This window comes from Stenotrophomonas sp. STEN035, assembly GCF_056759935.1.
The window spans coordinates 62,825-79,890 of the sequence record NZ_JBRRDY010000009.1 but is presented as its reverse complement, the minus strand read 5'-3'; the positions used below and the strand labels follow the sequence as shown (position 1 = coordinate 79,890).

Annotated in this window: 19 protein-coding genes and 1 riboswitch; of the genes, 15 read left to right on the top strand and 4 right to left on the bottom strand. The window is 63.4% G+C overall.

The features are described 5' to 3' along the window. Positions 1-322: 322 nt before the first annotated feature. Positions 323-1,987, bottom strand: coding sequence for an energy-dependent translational throttle protein EttA (gene ettA / locus ACVOLL_RS06785; protein ID WP_481512205.1), 1,665 nt, complete (start codon positions 1,985-1,987; stop codon positions 323-325). A 219-nt stretch (positions 1,988-2,206) separates the two neighbouring features. Between ettA and ACVOLL_RS06780 the strand changes: the two genes are divergently transcribed. The 5 genes from ACVOLL_RS06780 to ribD all read left to right on the top strand — a co-directional run bounded on the left by ACVOLL_RS06780 (position 2,207) and on the right by ribD (position 6,685). Continuing rightward, the gene (locus tag ACVOLL_RS06780) at positions 2,207-2,692 is read left to right on the top strand and encodes an RcnB family protein (RefSeq protein WP_481512204.1); all 486 of its coding nucleotides are present in this window, start codon (positions 2,207-2,209) and stop codon (positions 2,690-2,692) included. A gap of 157 nt (positions 2,693-2,849) precedes the next feature. Further along, positions 2,850-4,103 (top strand): serine hydroxymethyltransferase, encoded by a 1,254-nt coding sequence (glyA, locus tag ACVOLL_RS06775; protein WP_481512203.1) that lies wholly within the window; start codon positions 2,850-2,852, stop codon positions 4,101-4,103. Between the two features lie 155 nt (positions 4,104-4,258). Continuing rightward, positions 4,259-4,792: a transcriptional regulator NrdR gene (nrdR, locus tag ACVOLL_RS06770; protein ID WP_481507937.1), complete on the top strand. Its 534-nt coding sequence runs from the start codon at positions 4,259-4,261 to the stop codon at positions 4,790-4,792. 237 nt (positions 4,793-5,029) lie between these two features. Continuing rightward, positions 5,030-5,497, top strand: a complete 468-nt coding sequence (locus ACVOLL_RS06765) for a GNAT family N-acetyltransferase (protein WP_481512202.1) — start codon at positions 5,030-5,032, stop codon at positions 5,495-5,497. A gap of 99 nt (positions 5,498-5,596) precedes the next feature. Continuing rightward, positions 5,597-6,685 (top strand): bifunctional diaminohydroxyphosphoribosylaminopyrimidine deaminase/5-amino-6-(5-phosphoribosylamino)uracil reductase RibD, encoded by a 1,089-nt coding sequence (gene ribD, locus ACVOLL_RS06760; protein ID WP_481512201.1) that lies wholly within the window; start codon positions 5,597-5,599, stop codon positions 6,683-6,685. Positions 6,686-6,915: 230 nt separating this feature from the next. Here ribD and ACVOLL_RS06755 read toward each other — a convergent pair whose 3' ends face one another. Then, positions 6,916-7,536: an outer membrane beta-barrel protein gene (locus ACVOLL_RS06755; RefSeq protein WP_481512200.1), complete on the bottom strand. Its 621-nt coding sequence runs from the start codon at positions 7,534-7,536 to the stop codon at positions 6,916-6,918. A gap of 345 nt (positions 7,537-7,881) precedes the next feature. Between ACVOLL_RS06755 and ACVOLL_RS06750 the strand changes: the two genes are divergently transcribed. From ACVOLL_RS06750 to ACVOLL_RS06705, 10 genes are all read left to right on the top strand, one after another. After that, complete coding sequence (locus ACVOLL_RS06750; protein ID WP_481512199.1) at positions 7,882-8,034, top strand: hypothetical protein; 153 nt, start codon at positions 7,882-7,884, stop codon at positions 8,032-8,034. Between the two features lie 133 nt (positions 8,035-8,167). Next, a riboswitch (FMN riboswitch) is annotated at positions 8,168-8,352 on the top strand. Between the two features lie 75 nt (positions 8,353-8,427). Continuing rightward, positions 8,428-9,030, top strand: coding sequence for a riboflavin synthase (locus tag ACVOLL_RS06745; RefSeq protein ID WP_481512198.1), 603 nt, complete (start codon positions 8,428-8,430; stop codon positions 9,028-9,030). Next, positions 9,027-10,127, top strand: coding sequence for a 3,4-dihydroxy-2-butanone-4-phosphate synthase (ribB, locus tag ACVOLL_RS06740; protein ID WP_481512197.1), 1,101 nt, complete (start codon positions 9,027-9,029; stop codon positions 10,125-10,127). The genes ACVOLL_RS06745 and ribB overlap by 4 nt, the downstream gene beginning before the upstream one ends. A gap of 113 nt (positions 10,128-10,240) precedes the next feature. Beyond that, positions 10,241-10,708 (top strand): 6,7-dimethyl-8-ribityllumazine synthase, encoded by a 468-nt coding sequence (ribH, locus tag ACVOLL_RS06735; RefSeq protein ID WP_481512196.1) that lies wholly within the window; start codon positions 10,241-10,243, stop codon positions 10,706-10,708. Next, positions 10,705-11,184, top strand: a complete 480-nt coding sequence (gene nusB, locus ACVOLL_RS06730) for a transcription antitermination factor NusB (protein WP_481512195.1) — start codon at positions 10,705-10,707, stop codon at positions 11,182-11,184. Before ribH ends, nusB begins: the two co-directional genes overlap by 4 nt. A 93-nt stretch (positions 11,185-11,277) precedes the next feature. Continuing rightward, entirely contained in the window at positions 11,278-12,270 is a 993-nt protein-coding gene (thiL, locus tag ACVOLL_RS06725; RefSeq protein WP_481512194.1) for a thiamine-phosphate kinase, read from the top strand. A gap of 179 nt (positions 12,271-12,449) precedes the next feature. Beyond that, positions 12,450-12,848 carry a roadblock/LC7 domain-containing protein gene (locus ACVOLL_RS06720; RefSeq protein WP_481512193.1) on the top strand — a complete coding sequence of 133 codons (399 nt, stop codon included), beginning with the start codon at positions 12,450-12,452 and terminating at the stop codon, positions 12,846-12,848. Positions 12,849-13,011: 163 nt separating this feature from the next. After that, a complete protein-coding gene (locus ACVOLL_RS06715; protein WP_057627433.1) occupies positions 13,012-13,374 on the top strand; it encodes a roadblock/LC7 domain-containing protein in 363 nt (120 codons plus the stop codon). Positions 13,375-13,451: 77 nt separating this feature from the next. Further along, entirely contained in the window at positions 13,452-14,408 is a 957-nt protein-coding gene (locus ACVOLL_RS06710) for a hypothetical protein (RefSeq protein ID WP_481512192.1), read from the top strand. Then, positions 14,405-14,959, top strand: a complete 555-nt coding sequence (locus ACVOLL_RS06705) for a GTP-binding protein (RefSeq protein ID WP_481512247.1) — start codon at positions 14,405-14,407, stop codon at positions 14,957-14,959. The genes ACVOLL_RS06710 and ACVOLL_RS06705 overlap by 4 nt, the downstream gene beginning before the upstream one ends. Positions 14,960-15,084: 125 nt before the next feature. On the opposite strand, the gene ACVOLL_RS06700 is transcribed toward ACVOLL_RS06705, so the two are convergent. After that, complete coding sequence (locus ACVOLL_RS06700) at positions 15,085-16,467, bottom strand: FAD-binding oxidoreductase (protein WP_481512191.1); 1,383 nt, start codon at positions 16,465-16,467, stop codon at positions 15,085-15,087. Positions 16,468-16,486: 19 nt separating this feature from the next. Continuing rightward, complete coding sequence (locus ACVOLL_RS06695; protein WP_481512190.1) at positions 16,487-17,050, bottom strand: TlpA disulfide reductase family protein; 564 nt, start codon at positions 17,048-17,050, stop codon at positions 16,487-16,489. Positions 17,051-17,066: the final 16 nt, after the last annotated feature.

The window sequence follows — 17,066 nt, the reverse complement described above, 5'->3', positions numbered from 1 at the left end:
GTCCTCTCGCAGGGTTGGAGAGGGGGCCGGAGGCGGGAGCGGGGCGCGCTGCCATCCGTCGCAGGAACCCAAAGCGGAGTCCTGACTTTTCTTCTCCCGGGTGCGGGAGAAGGTGCCCCGAAGGGGCGGATGAGGGGGCTTCACCCGCTCTTGAGCTCTTCCAGCTTTTTAATCAAGGCAAGGCGATGGCGGTTTCCAGCGCAGGGCTTGCCCTCACCCCAACCCCTCTCCCGTAAACGGGAGAGGGGCTCAAGCGGCGGTTACGCGATCTGCGGGTACCGCCAAAAGCAGACGGCCGCACTGGGCGGCCGTCTGTCGGGTATTACTTCAGCGCCTTGAAACGCAGGCGCTTGGGACCGGCATTGTCGCCGAGGCGACGCTTCTTGTCGTCCTCGTACTCGCGGTAGTTGCCCTGGAAGAACTCCACGTGCGAGTCGCCTTCGAAAGCAATGATGTGCGTGGCGATGCGATCCAGGAACCAGCGATCATGCGAGATCACGAAGGTGTTGCCCGGGAACTCCAGCAACGCATCTTCCAGCGCACGCAGGGTTTCGATGTCCAGGTCGTTGGACGGTTCGTCGAGCAGCAGCACGTTGCCACCCTGCAGCAGGGTCTTGGCCATGTGCAGGCGGCCACGCTCACCACCGGACAGCGAGCCGACCATCTTCTGCTGGTCTTGCCCCTTGAAGTTGAAGCGGCCGATGTAGGCACGCGACTGGATCTCGACACCGTTGATGTTGAGGATGTCCAGGCCGCCAGCGATTTCCTGGAACACGTTGTGGTTGCCGGTCAGCGCATCGCGGCTCTGGTCGACGTAGGACAGCTTGACGGTCGGGCCAACCACGATCTCGCCCGAATCCGGCTTTTCCTGGCCAGTGATCATCTTGAACAGGGTGGACTTACCGGCACCGTTCGGGCCGATGATGCCGACGATGGCACCCGGCGGGATGATCATCGACAGGTTGTCGATCAGCAGGCGCTCGCCGAACTTCTTGGAGACGTTCTTGAACTCCATCACCGAGTTGCCCAGGCGCTCGCCCGGCGGGATGAAGATTTCATTGGTCTCGTTGCGCTTCTGGTAGTCAACGCTCTGCAGCTCTTCCAGGCGGGCCAGACGGGCCTTGCCCTTGGTGCGGCCACCCTTGGCGTTCTGGCGCGACCACTCCAGTTCCTTCTGGATCGCCTTCTGGCGAGCCTTTTCCTGGTTGTCTTCCTGCTTCAGGCGCTCGTCCTTCTGCTCCAACCACTGGGTGTAGTTGCCCTTCCACGGAATGCCGCGGCCGCGGTCGAGTTCCAGGATCCACTCAGCGGCGTTGTCCAGGAAGTAGCGATCATGGGTGACGGCCACCACGGTGCCGGTGTAGCGCGCCAGGAACTGCTCCAGCCATTCCACCGACTCAGCGTCCAAGTGGTTGGTCGGTTCGTCGAGCAGCAGCATGTCCGGCTTCTGCAGCAGCAGGCGGCACAGTGCCACGCGACGCTTTTCACCGCCGGACAGGTTGCCGATCACCGCGTCCCACGGCGGCAGGCGCAGGGCGTCAGCGGCCACGTCCAGCTGGTTCTCCAGCGTGTGGGCATCGCCAGCGGCCAGGATGGCTTCCAGCCGTTCCTGTTCCTTTGCCAGCGCATCGAAGTCGGCGCCTTCCTCGGCATAGGCGTCGTAGATCTTGTCCAGCGCGGCCTGGGCCTGCAGCACTTCGCCCACGCCTTCCTCGACCGCTTGACGCACGGTCTGGGCCGGGTCCAGACGCGGTTCCTGCTCCAGGTAGCCGACCTTGATGCCAGCCTGCGGGCGGGCCTCGCCCTCGAAATCGGTGTCCACGCCGGCCATGATCTTCAGCACGGTGGACTTGCCGGCGCCGTTCAGGCCCAGCAGGCCGATCTTGGCACCGGGGAAGAACGACAGCGAGATGTCCTTGATGATCTGCCGCTTGGGCGGGACCACCTTGCTGACGCGGTTCATGGTGTAGATGTATTGCGAGGACATGACGTCTCCGTAGCGCACGCCTGCGCCCGGTCCAGTTGAGGACAGGGCCAAAGGCAAAAGGGAATCCCCGATTATAACCGGAACCCCGCCATGCCCGGCTGGACGGCGGCTGTCCTTGCTGATTTATGAATGGGAAAGCCCGTAACCGTTTCCAGCCGGAATTCGTTCAGATGAAGTGAGCATGATGGAAACCGTCCACCAACCCAGTGAGGGCCACCCATGAAGATGAACCGCTTTGTTGTCGCTGCGATGACCACCGTATTGGCGTTAGGTGCCACCGCCCCGGCCTTTGCGGCGGGTGACCGGGACGACCATGACCGTGGCCGCCACGGCTGGGATGACCGCGGCAGGGGCCATGATCGCGGACGTGGCCACGGCCATGACCGTGACGACCGTCGTGATGACCGCCGCCATTACAGCAACGGCTATCGCGAGGGCTACCGCGATGCCCGCTATAACGACCGTCGTTATAACGATCGCCGCTACTACGCGCCGCCGCGCGTGGCCTACCGCCCGTACGGGTTTGAACGTGGCCACCGCTACAGCAACTACTACGGCGGCCCGGTCTATGTGGTCAACGACTACGACCGTTACCATGTGCGTCGTCCGCCCTACGGCCACCGCTGGATCCGCGACGACCGCGGCAACATGCTGATGGTGGCCATCGCCACCGGCATCATCGCCGACATCGTGTTCAATCATTGAGCCAGGCTGCGGCCGGTTCCCTGAAGGCGCCCTGCGGGGCGCCTTCTTTGTTTGCTGGCCGTGATGTTGGTTGCAGATGGCACCGACCGCTGCCGGGCTGGGGGCTGAAGGAAGCGCTACAATCGACAGCTCCCTCGCCCCCGTACCAGGAGCTGTGATGTTCCCGCGTGAAGCCCGTATCGAGTCCTACGATCCCGAGTTGGCCAAGGCCATTGCCGATGAGTGCCAGCGTCAGGAAGACCATGTCGAGCTGATTGCCAGCGAGAACTACGCCAGCCCGATGGTGATGGAAGCGCAGGGCAGCCAGCTGACCAACAAGTACGCCGAGGGTTACCCGGGCAAGCGCTACTACGGTGGTTGCGAGTACGTCGACATCGCCGAGAAGCTGGCCCTGGACCGCTTGAAGCAGCTGTTCGGCGCCGATTACGCCAACGTGCAGCCGCATAGCGGCTCGCAGGCCAACCAGGCCGTGTACTTCGCCCTGCTGCAGCCGGGCGACACCATCCTGGGCATGAGCCTGGCCCATGGCGGTCACCTGACCCACGGCGCCAAGGTCAATGCCTCGGGCAAGATCTTCAATGCGATTCAGTACGGCGTGAACGAAGCCGGCCTGATCGATTACGACGAAGTCGAGCGCCTGGCGCTGGAGCACAAGCCGAAGATGGTGGTGGCTGGTTTCTCCGCCTATTCGCAGATCGTTGACTGGGCGCGCTTCCGCGCCATCGCCGACAAGGTCGGTGCCTACCTGTTCGTGGACATGGCGCACGTCGCCGGTCTGGTCGCTGCCGGCGTGTACCCGAGCCCGATCGAACACGCGCACGTGGTCACCTCGACTACCCACAAGACCCTGCGCGGTCCGCGTGGCGGCATCATCATTGCCAAGGGCGCTGGCGAAGAGATCGAGAAGAAGCTGCAGTCGATCGTGTTCCCGGGCATCCAGGGCGGTCCGCTGATGCACGTCATCGCCGCCAAGGCAGTGGCCTTCAAGGAAGCGCTGGAGCCGGAATTCAAGGCCTACCAGCAGCAGGTGGTCAAGAACGCCCAGGCGATGGCCACCACGCTGATCGCGCGCGGCTACAAGATCGTCTCCGGCGGCACCCAGAACCACCTGATGCTGGTCGACATGATCGGCAAGGACGTGTCCGGCAAGGATGCGGAAGCCGCGCTGGGCAAGGCCCACATCACCGTCAACAAGAACTCGGTGCCGAACGACCCGCGCTCGCCGTTCGTGACCTCGGGCCTGCGCCTGGGCACCCCGGCCATCACTACCCGCGGTTACGTGGAAGCCGACTGCGTTGCGCTGGCCAACTGGATTGCCGACGTGCTGGACGCCCCGGCCGATGAAACCGTCATCGCCCGCGTGCGTGATGCAGTCAGCGAGCAGTGCCGCAAGTACCCGGTTTATGGCTGATCGGCGCCGGGTGTCAGCGGTTTTTGACGCCTGTTCTGCCCACAGCTGACCACATCACCCCGGGTTGGGCGCTTGCCCCGGCCCGGGGTTTGTTGTATCTGCGTTACAGGTTTTCCACGTCGCATGCGCGGCGCCTGATGTCCAAGGCTTGAAACATGCATTGCCCGTTCTGCCAGCACACCGACACCCGCGTGATCGACTCACGCGTTTCCGAAGATGGCGCCACCATCCGTCGCCGCCGTGGCTGCGAGGCTTGTGGCGAGCGTTTCAGCACGCTGGAAACCATCGAGCTCAAGCTGCCGGTCATCGTCAAGAGTGATGGCGGCCGTGAGGCTTTCGATGCACGCAAGCTGCGGGTGGGTTTCGACCGCGCGCTGCAGAAGCGGCCGGTATCGGAAGAGCGCATCGAGGCGGCAGTGCGGGCAGTGGTGCACCAGCTGCGCATGTGCGGCGAGCGCGAAGTGCCCTCGATCAAGGTCGGTGGCTTCGTGATGGACGAACTGCGCAAGCTCGATCATGTCGGCTATGTACGCTTCGCCTCGGTCTACCGCAGCTTCGAGGACGTAGCCGATTTCCGCGACGAGATCGAGAAGCTCGAGCGCGACCATTCCGCCGACAACGATCAGTTGCCTTTGTTGGAAGGTGCGGGTTCCCCGGATGGCAGGACCGCGAAGTCTGCAAAGCGTTGAGTTTCGACCGCTTTCAGCGAAGATGATCCACGGGCTTGGCATTTGTCTGTTGTCTGTCTGTAGGAGCGGCGTAAGCCGCGAAGCTGACTGATCATCAGATGGCACAGCTACCTGTGGCTCAAGCAACGTCGGCTTCGCGGCTTACGCCGCTCCTACACGCGGTCCATGTCCAGGCTGGCGGCGCGATGAATGCAGGCGTACCGTGTGCGCCGTTCTTTGCGCAGGTCTTGAATCCCGATGTTGTTCGTCAATCTGATTGACCGCCCCGAGCTGCTGCCGGCCTTGGCTGCCGCGCATGTACAGGCATTCGGCAGCCTGCTGCCAGAGTGGACCGAGACCCAGGCAGAAGCCGAGCTGCGAGCGCAGCAGCGCGACAGCATTCCCTGTTCCTGGCTGGCCGAAGATGAGAGCGGCTGGCTGGGCTCGGTCAGCCTGCTGCACGACGATCACGAGCAGATCCGCGGCTGGTCGCCCTGGTTGGCGTCGCTGTATGTCAGTCCGGCTGCGCGCGGCAAAGGGGTAGGCGCGGCGTTGGTCGCGCATTGCGTCGCACAGGCAGCGGCGCTGGCCGTGCCGGTCCTGTATCTGTATTGCGAGCCGCCGTTGGTTGCCTGGTACCGGAGTCTGGGCTGGCGCGTGCACGCCGAGCTGCAGTTGGGGCCGCTGGCGATCACGGTGATGGCAGTGGACACCGGGTACCACTGAGTTGCACTGCGGCGACGATGCTGGCGTTGCTGCGCATACACTTGCCGACGTCCGCTGCCGCAACGAGCAGCGTGCCGCATTCGCAATGAGGTTTTACCGATGAGTCAGTTCACCGCCACCGATCACCTGCTGATGGCCCGCGCGCTGCGCCTGGCCGAACGCGCGGCCTGGACCACCCGCCCCAATCCGATGGTCGGCTGCGTCATTGCCCACGGCGATGAAGTGGTGGGTGAAGGCTGGCATCAGCGTGCTGGCGGCCCGCATGCCGAGGTGTTCGCACTGCGTCAGACCGCAGAGCGGGCGCGTGGTGCCACCGCCTACGTCACTTTGGAGCCCTGCGCGCATTACGGGCGCACGCCGCCGTGTGCACTGGCCTTGATCGATGCCGGTGTAAGCCGGGTGGTGGCAGCGATGGCTGATCCCTTCCCGGATGTGGATGGTGGCGGTTTTGCGCTGCTGCGGCAGGCCGGTATTGCCGTCGAAGTAGGTTTGATGGCGGCGCAGGCGCGTGAGCTCAATCGCGGCTTCCTGTCGCGCATCGAACGTGGTCGCCCATTCGTGCGGGTGAAGCTGGCCGGTAGTCTGGATGGTCGCACGGCAATGGCAAATGGCGAGTCCAAGTGGATTACCGGGGAGGCGGCGCGCGCTGATGTGCAGCAATGGCGTGCGCGCGCTGGCGCGATCCTGACCGGCGCGGCCACGGTAATGGCGGATGATCCCCTGCTGACCGCACGCCCGGACGCGGGCGAGTTTCTGCCACCGCTGCGGGTGGTGCTGGATGCACGGCTGCGCAGTCTGGCGTGCAAGCGTGTGCGCCACGGCGATGCGTCTACCTTGTATCTACATGATCCGGCGGTGCCGGCGCCGGAATTGGAGGGCGCTGAATTTGCCGGTATTCCGACGCAGGAGGACGGTCGGCTTGATCTGCCTGAAGTGATGGCGGTGCTGGCTGCACGCGGTATCAACGAAGTGCACGTGGAAGCCGGCCCCACCTTGTGCGGCGCTTTGTTCAAGGCGGAGCTGGTCGACGAACTGCTGCTGTACATGGCGCCGCTGCTGATGGGCGATAGCGCACGTCCGCTGTTGGCGGGCTTGGGCATAGATGCCATGGTGCAGGTGCAGAACCTGCAGTTGCTGGATACGCGGATGCTGGGCCAGGATCTGCGGCTACTGCTGCGGCCTGCCTGATCGCCATCATGTGGGAGCGGCGTCAGCCGCGAAGCACGTACACCATCAGATGGCATGGACAAGTTGGTACTTCATCAATGCCAGCTTCGCGGCTGATGCCGCTCCTACAAACAGCTGTGGCTCCCACAAGACAGTGCTGCTGCCGTGGCCGGTCGCGCTGGTCGGCGTAATCGAGACAATAAAAACGGGGGCCTTTCGGCCCCCGCTGCATTAAACCCGGTAGTGCCGGATCAGAAGCTGGCGCGTACGCCGACCGAGTACTGGGCGAAGTCGCCCAGCCACTGGCCTTCCGCAACCACGCCCCAGGTCTTGTTGAACTTGACCTGGCCGCCCAGCACGCCGACAAACTCGGTGTCCATGTCGCTGCCATCGATGGCGCCGCCCTTGATCCAGGCTTCGGTACGTGCCGACGGCTTGCCGCGAAGGCCCAGGGTCACACGACCTGCGTTGGTGTGGTCCTTATAGGTATCGCTGTACTGGCCAGCATCGCGGACCTTTACTTCATTGTTCAGGCGCAGCCACGCGATATCGGCGGTGAAGTCGACGCGATCGCTCATGTTCATGTGGTAACCGGCGCCCAGTTCCGGCAGGCCCAGTTCGTGCTTGATGCGTATGCCTTCTACTTTGTAGGTCTTGGAGATGCGCGAATAACCGGCGAACAGGTTGACCTTGTCGGCGATGTCGAACGAACCGCGGAGATAGGCGCCGTCCAGGCTCGGGTCGTTGAGGAAGTTGTCGTTGATCTGGACCTGGGTCCAGCCAGCTTCGGCGTAGGTGTAGCTCAGCTCGTCGGCAGAGGCGACAACAGGTGCGGCAGCCAGCATGGCGGCCAGAATCAGGGTCTTGCGCATGGAATCCTCTTCGGTGCGATATCCGTGTCAACCGGCCCACTGCGGGTCGGGACCGTACGTCATGTAGCGGCGGGCGGAGTCTAACGAAACCTTTACACCTGAAAAATCGTGCTGGTGACCGAGGTTGCAGTCGCGAAGGGCGCGCGTTGATGGGGTTTTTACCGAAGATGGCTGCCGATTTGCTGGCGTTGGAAGATGATGGGCGCTTGTATGTTTGCGCGACTGCGGCCCGGGGCGCTCCCGAAAGGCTCATTTTCCAGAACAATCCTATTATCGCGAGGCTGATTGCTACCTAATTTGTGCGCGCTCCACGGTGAGCAATGGCGCTCAGAGGTAGTAATCGTCTTGAAGCTTGAAAGCTGTTTGTTCCTCTGCGTGGCGGTTCTCTGGTTTGCAGCAGCGGCAATGTCGCAGTGGCGCGATGAAATGATGAACGGATTGGGCTGCCTGTTTGCCCTTGTCAGCGTGGGCAGTTTTTTCGTGCGCAAGCGGCAGTAGCCGCACGCGGCTTTCCATGGGGGCGGTGGGGCCTGATACCCGTTCCAGCGATGGGAAGCACTTGTTCAGCCCGGCCAAGGCCTTCCCTGGAACGGCGCTGGTACAATCACCGGGCCGGTTCGCCGGCACTCACAAACGTCTTCAGGGCGGGGTGCAACTCCCCACCGGCGGTAGGTGCAATGCCTCGGATGGGGCGCTGTGCGAGCCCGCGAGCGCTCCAGCAAGGTCCGCACAGCAGTGCGGCTACCCGGTTGGAGGTCAGCAGATCCGGTCAGATGCCGGAGCCGACGGTCATAGTCCGGATGAAAGAAGACGGTGTTTCGGGCCCCTTGCGGGGTCCGTGCGCCTGTTTGCCTTGCGGCGTTTTTCGCTCATCTACTGCGGAGAACGTTAGTGTTCACTGGAATCATCGAAGGCGTCGGCCGTCTGGCCGCACGCGAACCCATCGGCGGCGATGTCCGCTTTACCTTCAATGTCGGCAGCCTGCCGTTCGAACAGGTGCAGATGGGCGAAAGCATCGCCGTCAACGGGGTTTGTCTGACCGTCATCGACTTCGACGGCAGCAGCTTCAAGGCCGATGCCTCAACCGAAACCTTGGCCCTGACCACCCTTGGTGGCTTGGCCGAAGGCGCGGTAATCAATCTTGAGCGCGCCATGCGCCCGACCGACCGCCTCGGTGGGCATCTGGTCAGTGGCCATGTCGATGGCCTCGGCAAGGTGCTGTCCATCCACGAGGATGCACGCGCGCTGCGCTGGCGCTTTGCCGCGCCCAAGGCGTTGCTCAAGTACATCGCCAAGAAAGGCTCGATCTGCGTGGATGGCGTCAGCCTCACCGTCAACGAAGCCGATGACGAGGGCTTCGAGGTCGCACTGATCCCGCACACCGTCGCCAATACCGCGTTCTCCGCCACCGGCGTGGGCAGTGCGGTGAATCTGGAAATCGATCTGGTCGCCCGCTATGTCGAGCGCCTGCTGGGCCAAGGAGCCGCACAATGAATTTCGCCCCCGTTCCCGAACTGCTGGAAGAGATCCGCGCCGGTCGCATGGTGGTCATCGTCGATGACGAGGACCGCGAGAACGAAGGCGACCTGATCATGGCCGCCGAGCTGGTCAAGGCGTCGGACATCAACTTCATGGTCACCCACGGCCGCGGCCTGGTGTGCCTGCCGCTGACCCGTACCCGCGCAGCCGACCTCGGTCTGGCGCCGATGGTGCAGGCCAATACCGCGCAGTTCCAGACCAACTTCACGGTCAGCATCGAAGCCGCCGAAGGCGTGACCACCGGCATCTCCGCGCATGACCGTGCCCACACCATCCGCACTGCGGTGAAGGCCAATGCCAAACCGTCCGACCTGCACCAGCCGGGTCACATTTTCCCGCTGATCGCCCAGCCGGGTGGCGTGCTGACCCGCGCCGGGCATACCGAAGCTGGTGTCGATCTGGCCATGCTGGCTGGGCTGGAACCGGCTGGCGTGCTGGTGGAAATTCTCAACCCCGACGGCAGCATGGCGCGCCGCCCGGAGTTGGAGGTGTTCGCCCGCGAGCACGGCTTGAAGATGGGCTCCATCGCCGACCTGATCGCCTACCGCCTGGCCACCGAGCACACCGTCGAGCGCGTGGATGAGCGCGAGATCGACACCGAGTTCGGCGCGTTCAAGCTGGTGACCTACCGCGACCGCATCGCCAATGACCTGCATTTCGCGCTGGTCCGCGGTACCCCGGACAAGGACACCCCCACCTTGGTGCGGGTGCAGGTGGAGAACCCGCTGGCCGACCTGCTGCATTGGCGCCGTGACGACTTCGGTGTAGCCAATACCGACGCGCTGCGCGCCATCGACTCCGCCGGAGCCGGGGTGATGGTGGTGCTGTCGGCGCCGCGTGACACCAATTCGCTGCTGGCCCGCCTGCGTCAACAGCCGGCGCCGGTCACCCCGGGCAAGGACAAGGACGTGGGCCAATGGCGCCGTAACGGTGCCGGCGCACAGATCCTGTCGGACCTGGGGCTGGGCAAGCTGCGTGTGCTCGGTACCCCGCGCCGGCAGATCGGCCTGGCCGGTTATGGGCTGGAAATCGTCGAAACCGTGCAGCCCTGAGCCATTGGGCTGACCTGCAAGCCCGGCTGGACCGGGCTTGCAGCCGCTTTCTGCGTCGCGGGTTAAGCCCCCGCACGTTAGACTTACCCACCTTTTGGAACCCCACGCCCCCCATGAGCCACTACGAAGGCGACCTCCGCCCGGCCGGATCGGCCCGTTTTGCCATCATTGCCAGCCGCTGGAATGCCCGCATCACCGATGCGTTGGTGACCGGCGCGCGCCAGAGCCTGGCCGGCAATGGTGTCGGCGAGGACGCCATCGACGTGGTGCGTGTGCCCGGTGCCTGGGAAATCCCGCTGGTTGCGGCACGTCTGGCTGCGGCCGGGCAGCACGCTGCAATCATCACCCTGGGTTGCGTGATCCGTGGCGATACCCGCCATTACGAGCACGTTGCCGATCGTTGTGCCGAAGGCCTGATGCGCGCCCAGCTCGATTTCGGCGTGCCGGTGCTCAATGGCGTGCTGGCGGTGGAGCGGGTGGAAGATGCCGAGGCCCGCGCAGGTGGCAGCCACGGCAACAAGGGTGAGGAAGCCGCATTGTCGGCAATTGAAATGGTCAATCTTCTGGAACAGCTGCCATGAACAACAAGAACAACGGCAAGCCTGCCGGAAAGCCGGTCCGTCGCGACGGCATCGATCCGGTGCTGCGCTCGCGCGCGCGCCGCCGTGCCCTGCAGGCCATCTACGCCTGGCAGATCTCCGGTGGCAACGCCGAGTCGCTGCTGGCCCAGTTTGCCCATGAACAGGCCCACGAAATCGCCGATCTGACGTATTTCGAAAGCCTGCTGCGTGGTGTGCTCGACAACCGTCGTGATCTGGACGAGGCGCTGGCCCCGTTCGTCGACCGCGCGGTTGAAGAAGTCGATGCCATCGAGCGTGCAGTGCTGCGCGTGGCCGCCTATGAGCTGCGTTACCGCCAGGACGTGCCGTACCGCGTGGTCATCAACGAAGCCATCGAAACCGCCAAGCGTTTCGGCTCCGAGCACGGCCATACCTACGTCAATGGCGTGCTTGACCGTGCCGCGCTAGAGTGGCGCAAGACTGAATCCAACCAATAACCGACGTCGGCGGTTTCGCCGACAACGGGGTTTGCTACAGCGCCGGGCCGGCATCATCGGCACCGGCGTTGTTGTTTTTAAGGGAGCGCGATCATGAGCCTTGACGAGTTTGGACTGATCGAACGGATCCGTAGTCGTACTGCCGCGCGCGCTGACATCGTGCTCGGCATCGGTGACGATGCGGCCTTGCTGCAGCCGGTGCCGGGCCAGCAGCTGGTGGTGACCACCGATACGCTCAACGTAGGCGTGCACTTTCCGGCGGAAACCCCGCCAGCCGATATCGGCTGGAAGGCATTGGCGGTGAATCTGTCCGATCTGGCCGCGATGGGCGCACAACCGGCCTGGTGCAGCCTGTCGCTGTCGCTGCCCGATGCTGATCCGGACTGGGTTGATCAATTCGCTGAAGGTTTCTTCCAGCTTGCCGATCTGCATGGCATTGCCTTGATAGGCGGCGACACCACGCGCGGCCCGCTGTCGATCTCGATCACCGCGATGGGCCAGGCAGCAGCGGGGCAGGCATTGCGCCGTGATGGCGCACAGGTAGGCGATGACATCTGGGTCAGTGGCGCGCCGGGTGAGGCCGGCCTGGCCTTGGCGTTGTGGCAACAGAAAACACTGGATGTAAGCCGGGTTGCAAGTGATACAGCGCTGGAGCATCTGCGCCAGCGCTTGGCGCGACCAACACCACGCGTTGAGCTGGGCCGTGCGTTGCAGGGTGTAGCGACGGCTGCGGTGGATATATCCGACGGTCTGCTCGCCGACCTGGGGCACATCTGTGTACGCAGCGGGGTTGCCGCCGATGTGCTCGAAAACGCATTGCCGAGCTCGTCGGCTGCTGCGCAGGCGGGCCTGTCCGAGGCGTTCAACGCGTCGCGTGCCAGCGCCGGCGACGACTATGAGTTGTGCTTCACCGCGCCGCAGGCACGGCGTCAGGCGGTGCACGAAACCATGGCATCCGTAGCAGTTCCGCTTACCCGTATTGGCTATATTCGAGCCGGGACAGGGGTACAGGTGATCAACCAGGAGGGCGGCGTGCTGGTGGCATCAAGGCAGGGCTACAACCACTTTTCTGACGTCGGGGAATAGGGGAGCCCCGCAATCCGTAAGAAGAATTTCTGTGTTCACGCGGCGTCCACGTATTCATATTTACCATCTCGTTCGTGATGGAAGTCGCGGTTTGATGCAATCGAGAGTCTGCATCCGGCGACGGCAAACAGGGGGAAGTAGTCGTGGAAACAGCAACGTTGGAAAAAGTGAGGGCGAAGATGAGTGATGTAGGTACGCCCTCGGTCACGGTGGACAGTCGTGCCTTGGAAACAGCACTCGACACCGTCATCAACGGCAATGCTGGCATCTCGATGCTGCTGGTCTCCACGGCCGATGGTCGTGCGATCGCTCACCGTTCGTTGAACAAGCTCGATCCACGGCGCTTGTCAGCGATGAGCAATTCCTTCCTGACGCTTGGGGAAACCTTGTCGCGCGAACTCGGCCTGACGGCGGCCGACTACGTGACCATGTCCACCTCACAGGGCAGCATGGTGCTGGTACGCGTTGCTGCGGACCGGCCCTATACGCTGGCCGCGCTCGGCCATGCCGATACCTCCCTTGCCATCCTGCTGTATGCCGCTCGCGATGCCGCGGCGCGGATCAAGGTGTTGCTGTAACTCTCTGGCTGTAAATCATCGGTGCTGCAGCTTGCCTGGCATGCCAGGGAGGCGGCGCGGATGAACGGGTTCGGGTACAACAATTCGAGGTGTTGCCAGCGCTGCACAACGGCATGGCCGCACTCGACACTTAGACAACAATCGATCAGGAATGGAGAATCACATGGCTGGAAACGTCAAGTTGGACAAGTTGAATGAAATCGCTGGTTTCGTCGGTGCTGCATTGGTCGACAGCGATAGCGGCATGGCCCTGGGTATGCTCGGCGGTGGCCCGATCAACCTGGAAGTTGCTGCTGCCGGCAACACCGAAGTGGTGCGAGCCAAGCGCCGCGTTGCTGCCTCGCTCGGTATCACCGATGCGATCGAAGACATCCTGATCACCCTGACCAAGCAGTACCACCTGATCCGTCCGCTGGAAAGCAATGCGGACCTGTTCCTGTACGTGGTGCTGGACCGTTCGCGCGCCAACCTGGCGTTGGCACGCCACGAGCTGAAGTCGTTCGAACAGACGCTCGATTTCAAGTGATGCAATGACGTTCAGCTGCTCCGTGACGGAGCAGCTGAGCGCCGATAGAGCTTCGACTCACAGACTTGATCGACACCATGAGTGCACCTGCCCGCAAAATCTCTGCTGCCGTGATCGGCTGCCAGGGTTTGGATGTCCTGCACATGATGCGGCTGAAGGTTGCCAGCTCGTTGCTGATGGCCGAGTACATCCAGGCCGAGGTGCAGGAGTGGAACCACCAACAGGTGGATCTGCTGGTGGCATGCATCGATGACACCAGTGGTCAGCAGTTGCTGCGCGAGGCCAACCAGCAGGGTTTGCCGGTGCTGGCGGTGACGCGCAAGGTGCTGTCGGGTCTGTCCATTCCGGGCGTGGCCTATGGCGCCAGCGTCCGCGATATTTTCCAGCAGCTGCGGCAGCTGCTGTTGGCGTCTGACAGCAGTGGTGAGCGCTTCAAGCCGCGCACGCTGTTCCGTAGTCTTGGCGATAGCAAGGGCAAGCCAAGTCTGCTGCACATGGGCCTGGTCAAGTTGCTGATTGATGCCACGCATACGCGGGTAACCCTGCTGCGCGACCTGCCCTATGAGAACTTCTTGAAGGCCGCCGCCGAACCGGGCTGGACCCTGTCGCTGCTGGGTAGCGCCGAGGCGGTGGGCGAGTGCATGGCTGATGCTGTCAGCAGCCATGCCTTCGAGGATTTCTGCTGGCAGGCGGCGGCGCTTTCGCACGAGCCGCTGTTGCAGCGGGAGACCACGAACCCATGCCAGCTGCGCGGCTGGCCGGAGGTGGAAACCGGCAAATTGCCGGTGCAATGGCTGCTGCCGATGGCGGCGATGATGCGACGACCGTGGCGGCCGGGCGAACTGGCCCAGGCCACCGGCACGTCGCTGGATGATATTGCCCGTATCATGGCCGCGGCGGCCTGCAGTGGGCTGCTCGATGCCAGCGGCGCCGAGGTCGTACCTGCGCAGGGTTCTGGCAACAAGGTATCCGGCTTCTTCACACGTATCGCCAAGCGATTCGGGCTCAATTTTTCCAAGGGGCTTCAGGTCTGACGGCTATGGCAACCAAGTTGGTTTTTGTCGGTGAAATGGGTGCGGGTAAAACGACTGCGATCCGGTCGATCTCGGACATGGAGCCGATCAGCACTGAAATGCCGATCAGCGATGACGCGGCGCTGGAAGCATTTGAAGACAAGTCGCATACGACGGTGGCGCTGGATTACAGCTCCATTGAACTGGGCGATGGAGAGCTGCTGCATGTCTACGGTGTGCCGGGTCAGGCCTACCTGGATTTCATGTGGCCGATCGTGGCCGAAGGTGCAATCGGCGTGATCGTACTTGTGAGCGCACTCAACCCGCGCGCGCTGCCAAGTACGTTGACATTGCTCGAGCGTTTCCGTGCATTGGCACCGGATGCCTGCTTTGCCGTAGGCGTGACCTGTCAGGACCGTGAGCCTGATTTCAGCTTCAGCGAGTTCCGCAATGCCCTGGCCGGCGAAGGCCACCGCCTGCCGGTGATGTGGGTGGACGCCCGCGAAACCAGTCAGGTCGATTTCCTGATCAAGGCGCTGCTGTCCTGCCGCTACGCCGAAGCGATTGCCTGAGCTGTCTATTGCAGGAGCGGCGTCGGATTGTAGGAGCGGCGTAAGCCGCGAAGCCGGTGAGCTGTCAGGCGTGGCGCTTGTAAAGCCCCTGCCGAGCATGGCTCGGCACTACAGCCAGCCGTGCCCTACGCCTCCGGCAACACCTTGCCCGGATTGAGAATGCCGTCCGGATCGAGTGCCTGCTTGATCGCACGCATCGTCGCCAAGGTGCCTGCCGAAAACGCCTGCGTCATGAAATCGCGTTTGGCCAGGCCAATGCCGTGCTCACCCGACAAGGTGCCGCCCAACTGCAGGGCCAGCGCAAATACCTTCGGCAAGGCCGCATGCGCACGTGCGTTCTCGTCCGCATCATCCGGGTGATAAAGGATATTGACGTGCAGGTTGCCATTGCCGGCATGGCCAAAGGTGACAATCGGCAGCTGCGCCTGTGCTGACAACTGCTGCACGCCTTCCACCAGAGCAGGGATCTGCGACACCGGCACCACCACGTCTTCGTTGATCTTGCCCGGCGCGATGGTTTTCAGTGCCGGTGACAGTGCTCGGCGTGCCGCCCACAGCTTTTCGCGCGCGCTGCCATCGGTGGCCACATCCAGCGCCAGCATGCCGTCGCCTTCAGCCGCCTCGGCCAAGGCATTCAATAGATAGGGCAGGGTGTCTTCATCACCGTCTGCATCGATCAGCAACATCGCGCCGGCTTCGGGCACCTGCGCGCCGTTGTGACGCAGCAACTGCAGGCTGCGTGCATCCATGAATTCCAGGGTGGTCGGCGTCACCGGTTGTGCCATCACCCGCGATACGGCAGCAGCGGCTGCTTCGGCATCGCGGTACAGCACGCGCAGGCCGGCCTGGCTGCGCGGGCGTGGGGTCAGCTTGAGCGTGGCCTCAACAATCAGTGCCAGCGTGCCTTCGCTGCCAACCAGTAGATGGGTGAGGTCGTAGCCGGTGGAATCCTTGGTGTAAGCGCCGCCGCATTGGATCAGCTCACCAGTGCCGGTGACCGCAACCAGGCCGAGCACGTTGTCGCGGCTGGTGCCGTACTTCACCGCGCGCGGGCCGCCGGCATTGCAGGCCAGGTTGCCGCCAATGCTGCAGATCTCCGCGCTGGAAGGATCCGGTGGCCAGAACAGGCCATGCGGCATCAAGGCCTGCTGCAGATCGCCGTTGAGAACGCCGGGTTCGACCACTGCGCAGCGATCGCCGGGTTGTATCGCAACGATGCGGTTCATGCGTGCGAACGACAGCACGATGCCACCCGCCGTGGGCACTGCAGCACCGGTGGTGCCGGTGCCGGTGCCGCGCCCGACCAAGGGCACACCGTGTTCGCGGCAGGCGCGGACGATGGCCTGCACCTGCTCGCGTGTGCTTGGCAGCGCCACACCTTGTGGCAAGGCGTGTCGCCAGGAGTTGTCCTGTGCATGGGCTGCGAGCGAGGTGGCATCGGTGCGCCAGCCATCGCCCAGCAGCTGTGACAGGGTGTGCTTGAATGCGTCGGAAAGGTGCGTGTTCACCCGCCCATTCTAGGCCGTGTCATCCGCCGCCGTCGGTGTTCTGTACCGGCCGCGTGCGTACATGTTCGGGCAGCAGGGCCAGCACCTGCTCCAGAATTCCCGGAAGCGCTTGCTCCGAGTAACCTTGGTGGACAGCGTTGATGCGGCCCTCCTGATCCAGCACGAACATCAAGGGGATCGCCTTTACCCCATAAGCGGTGGCGGCCTTGCCCTTGCTGTCGAGTACGTATTCCAGGTCGAGCTTCCTGTTGCGACGTGCAAAGTTCACCACCTGCGCGCGTGGCTCGTCCCAGTTCACCGCGATGACCTCCAGCGCATCCTTGCCGATCACTCTCTGCATCTGCGCCAGTACCGGCAGCTCGCGCATGCAGGGGCCACACCAGCTCGCCCAGAAGGTCATGATGACCACCTTGCCACGGCGTTGCTGCAGGTCGACCAGCTCGCCCGGCAGGGTCTTGCCAAGTGCGACCGGGGGCGGAAATTCGCCGGCGGTAGGGATGGCAGCGGCGAATGACTGAACTGACAGCAGTAACAGGCAGCAGGACAACAGCAGTCTTGAAGACTGCAGCAGGCGGTGGCGCATGGTTTCCCCTTGGTGG

Excerpts from the sequence above, each read along its gene's own strand:
- ettA (WP_481512205.1), bottom strand. The coding sequence starts at position 1,987 with ATGTCCTCGCAATACATCTACACCATGAACCGCGTCAGCAAGGTGGTC.
- ACVOLL_RS06780 (WP_481512204.1), top strand. The coding sequence starts at position 2,207 with ATGAAGATGAACCGCTTTGTTGTCGCTGCGATGACCACCGTATTGGCG.
- glyA (WP_481512203.1), top strand. The coding sequence starts at position 2,850 with ATGTTCCCGCGTGAAGCCCGTATCGAGTCCTACGATCCCGAGTTGGCC.
- nrdR (WP_481507937.1), top strand. The coding sequence starts at position 4,259 with ATGCATTGCCCGTTCTGCCAGCACACCGACACCCGCGTGATCGACTCA.
- ACVOLL_RS06765 (WP_481512202.1), top strand. The coding sequence starts at position 5,030 with ATGTTGTTCGTCAATCTGATTGACCGCCCCGAGCTGCTGCCGGCCTTG.
- ribD (WP_481512201.1), top strand. The coding sequence starts at position 5,597 with ATGAGTCAGTTCACCGCCACCGATCACCTGCTGATGGCCCGCGCGCTG.
- ACVOLL_RS06755 (WP_481512200.1), bottom strand. The coding sequence starts at position 7,536 with ATGCGCAAGACCCTGATTCTGGCCGCCATGCTGGCTGCCGCACCTGTT.
- ribB (WP_481512197.1), top strand. The coding sequence starts at position 9,027 with ATGAATTTCGCCCCCGTTCCCGAACTGCTGGAAGAGATCCGCGCCGGT.
- ribH (WP_481512196.1), top strand. The coding sequence starts at position 10,241 with ATGAGCCACTACGAAGGCGACCTCCGCCCGGCCGGATCGGCCCGTTTT.
- nusB (WP_481512195.1), top strand. The coding sequence starts at position 10,705 with ATGAACAACAAGAACAACGGCAAGCCTGCCGGAAAGCCGGTCCGTCGC.
- thiL (WP_481512194.1), top strand. The coding sequence starts at position 11,278 with ATGAGCCTTGACGAGTTTGGACTGATCGAACGGATCCGTAGTCGTACT.
- ACVOLL_RS06720 (WP_481512193.1), top strand. The coding sequence starts at position 12,450 with ATGAGTGATGTAGGTACGCCCTCGGTCACGGTGGACAGTCGTGCCTTG.
- ACVOLL_RS06715 (WP_057627433.1), top strand. The coding sequence starts at position 13,012 with ATGGCTGGAAACGTCAAGTTGGACAAGTTGAATGAAATCGCTGGTTTC.
- ACVOLL_RS06710 (WP_481512192.1), top strand. The coding sequence starts at position 13,452 with ATGAGTGCACCTGCCCGCAAAATCTCTGCTGCCGTGATCGGCTGCCAG.
- ACVOLL_RS06695 (WP_481512190.1), bottom strand. The coding sequence starts at position 17,050 with ATGCGCCACCGCCTGCTGCAGTCTTCAAGACTGCTGTTGTCCTGCTGC.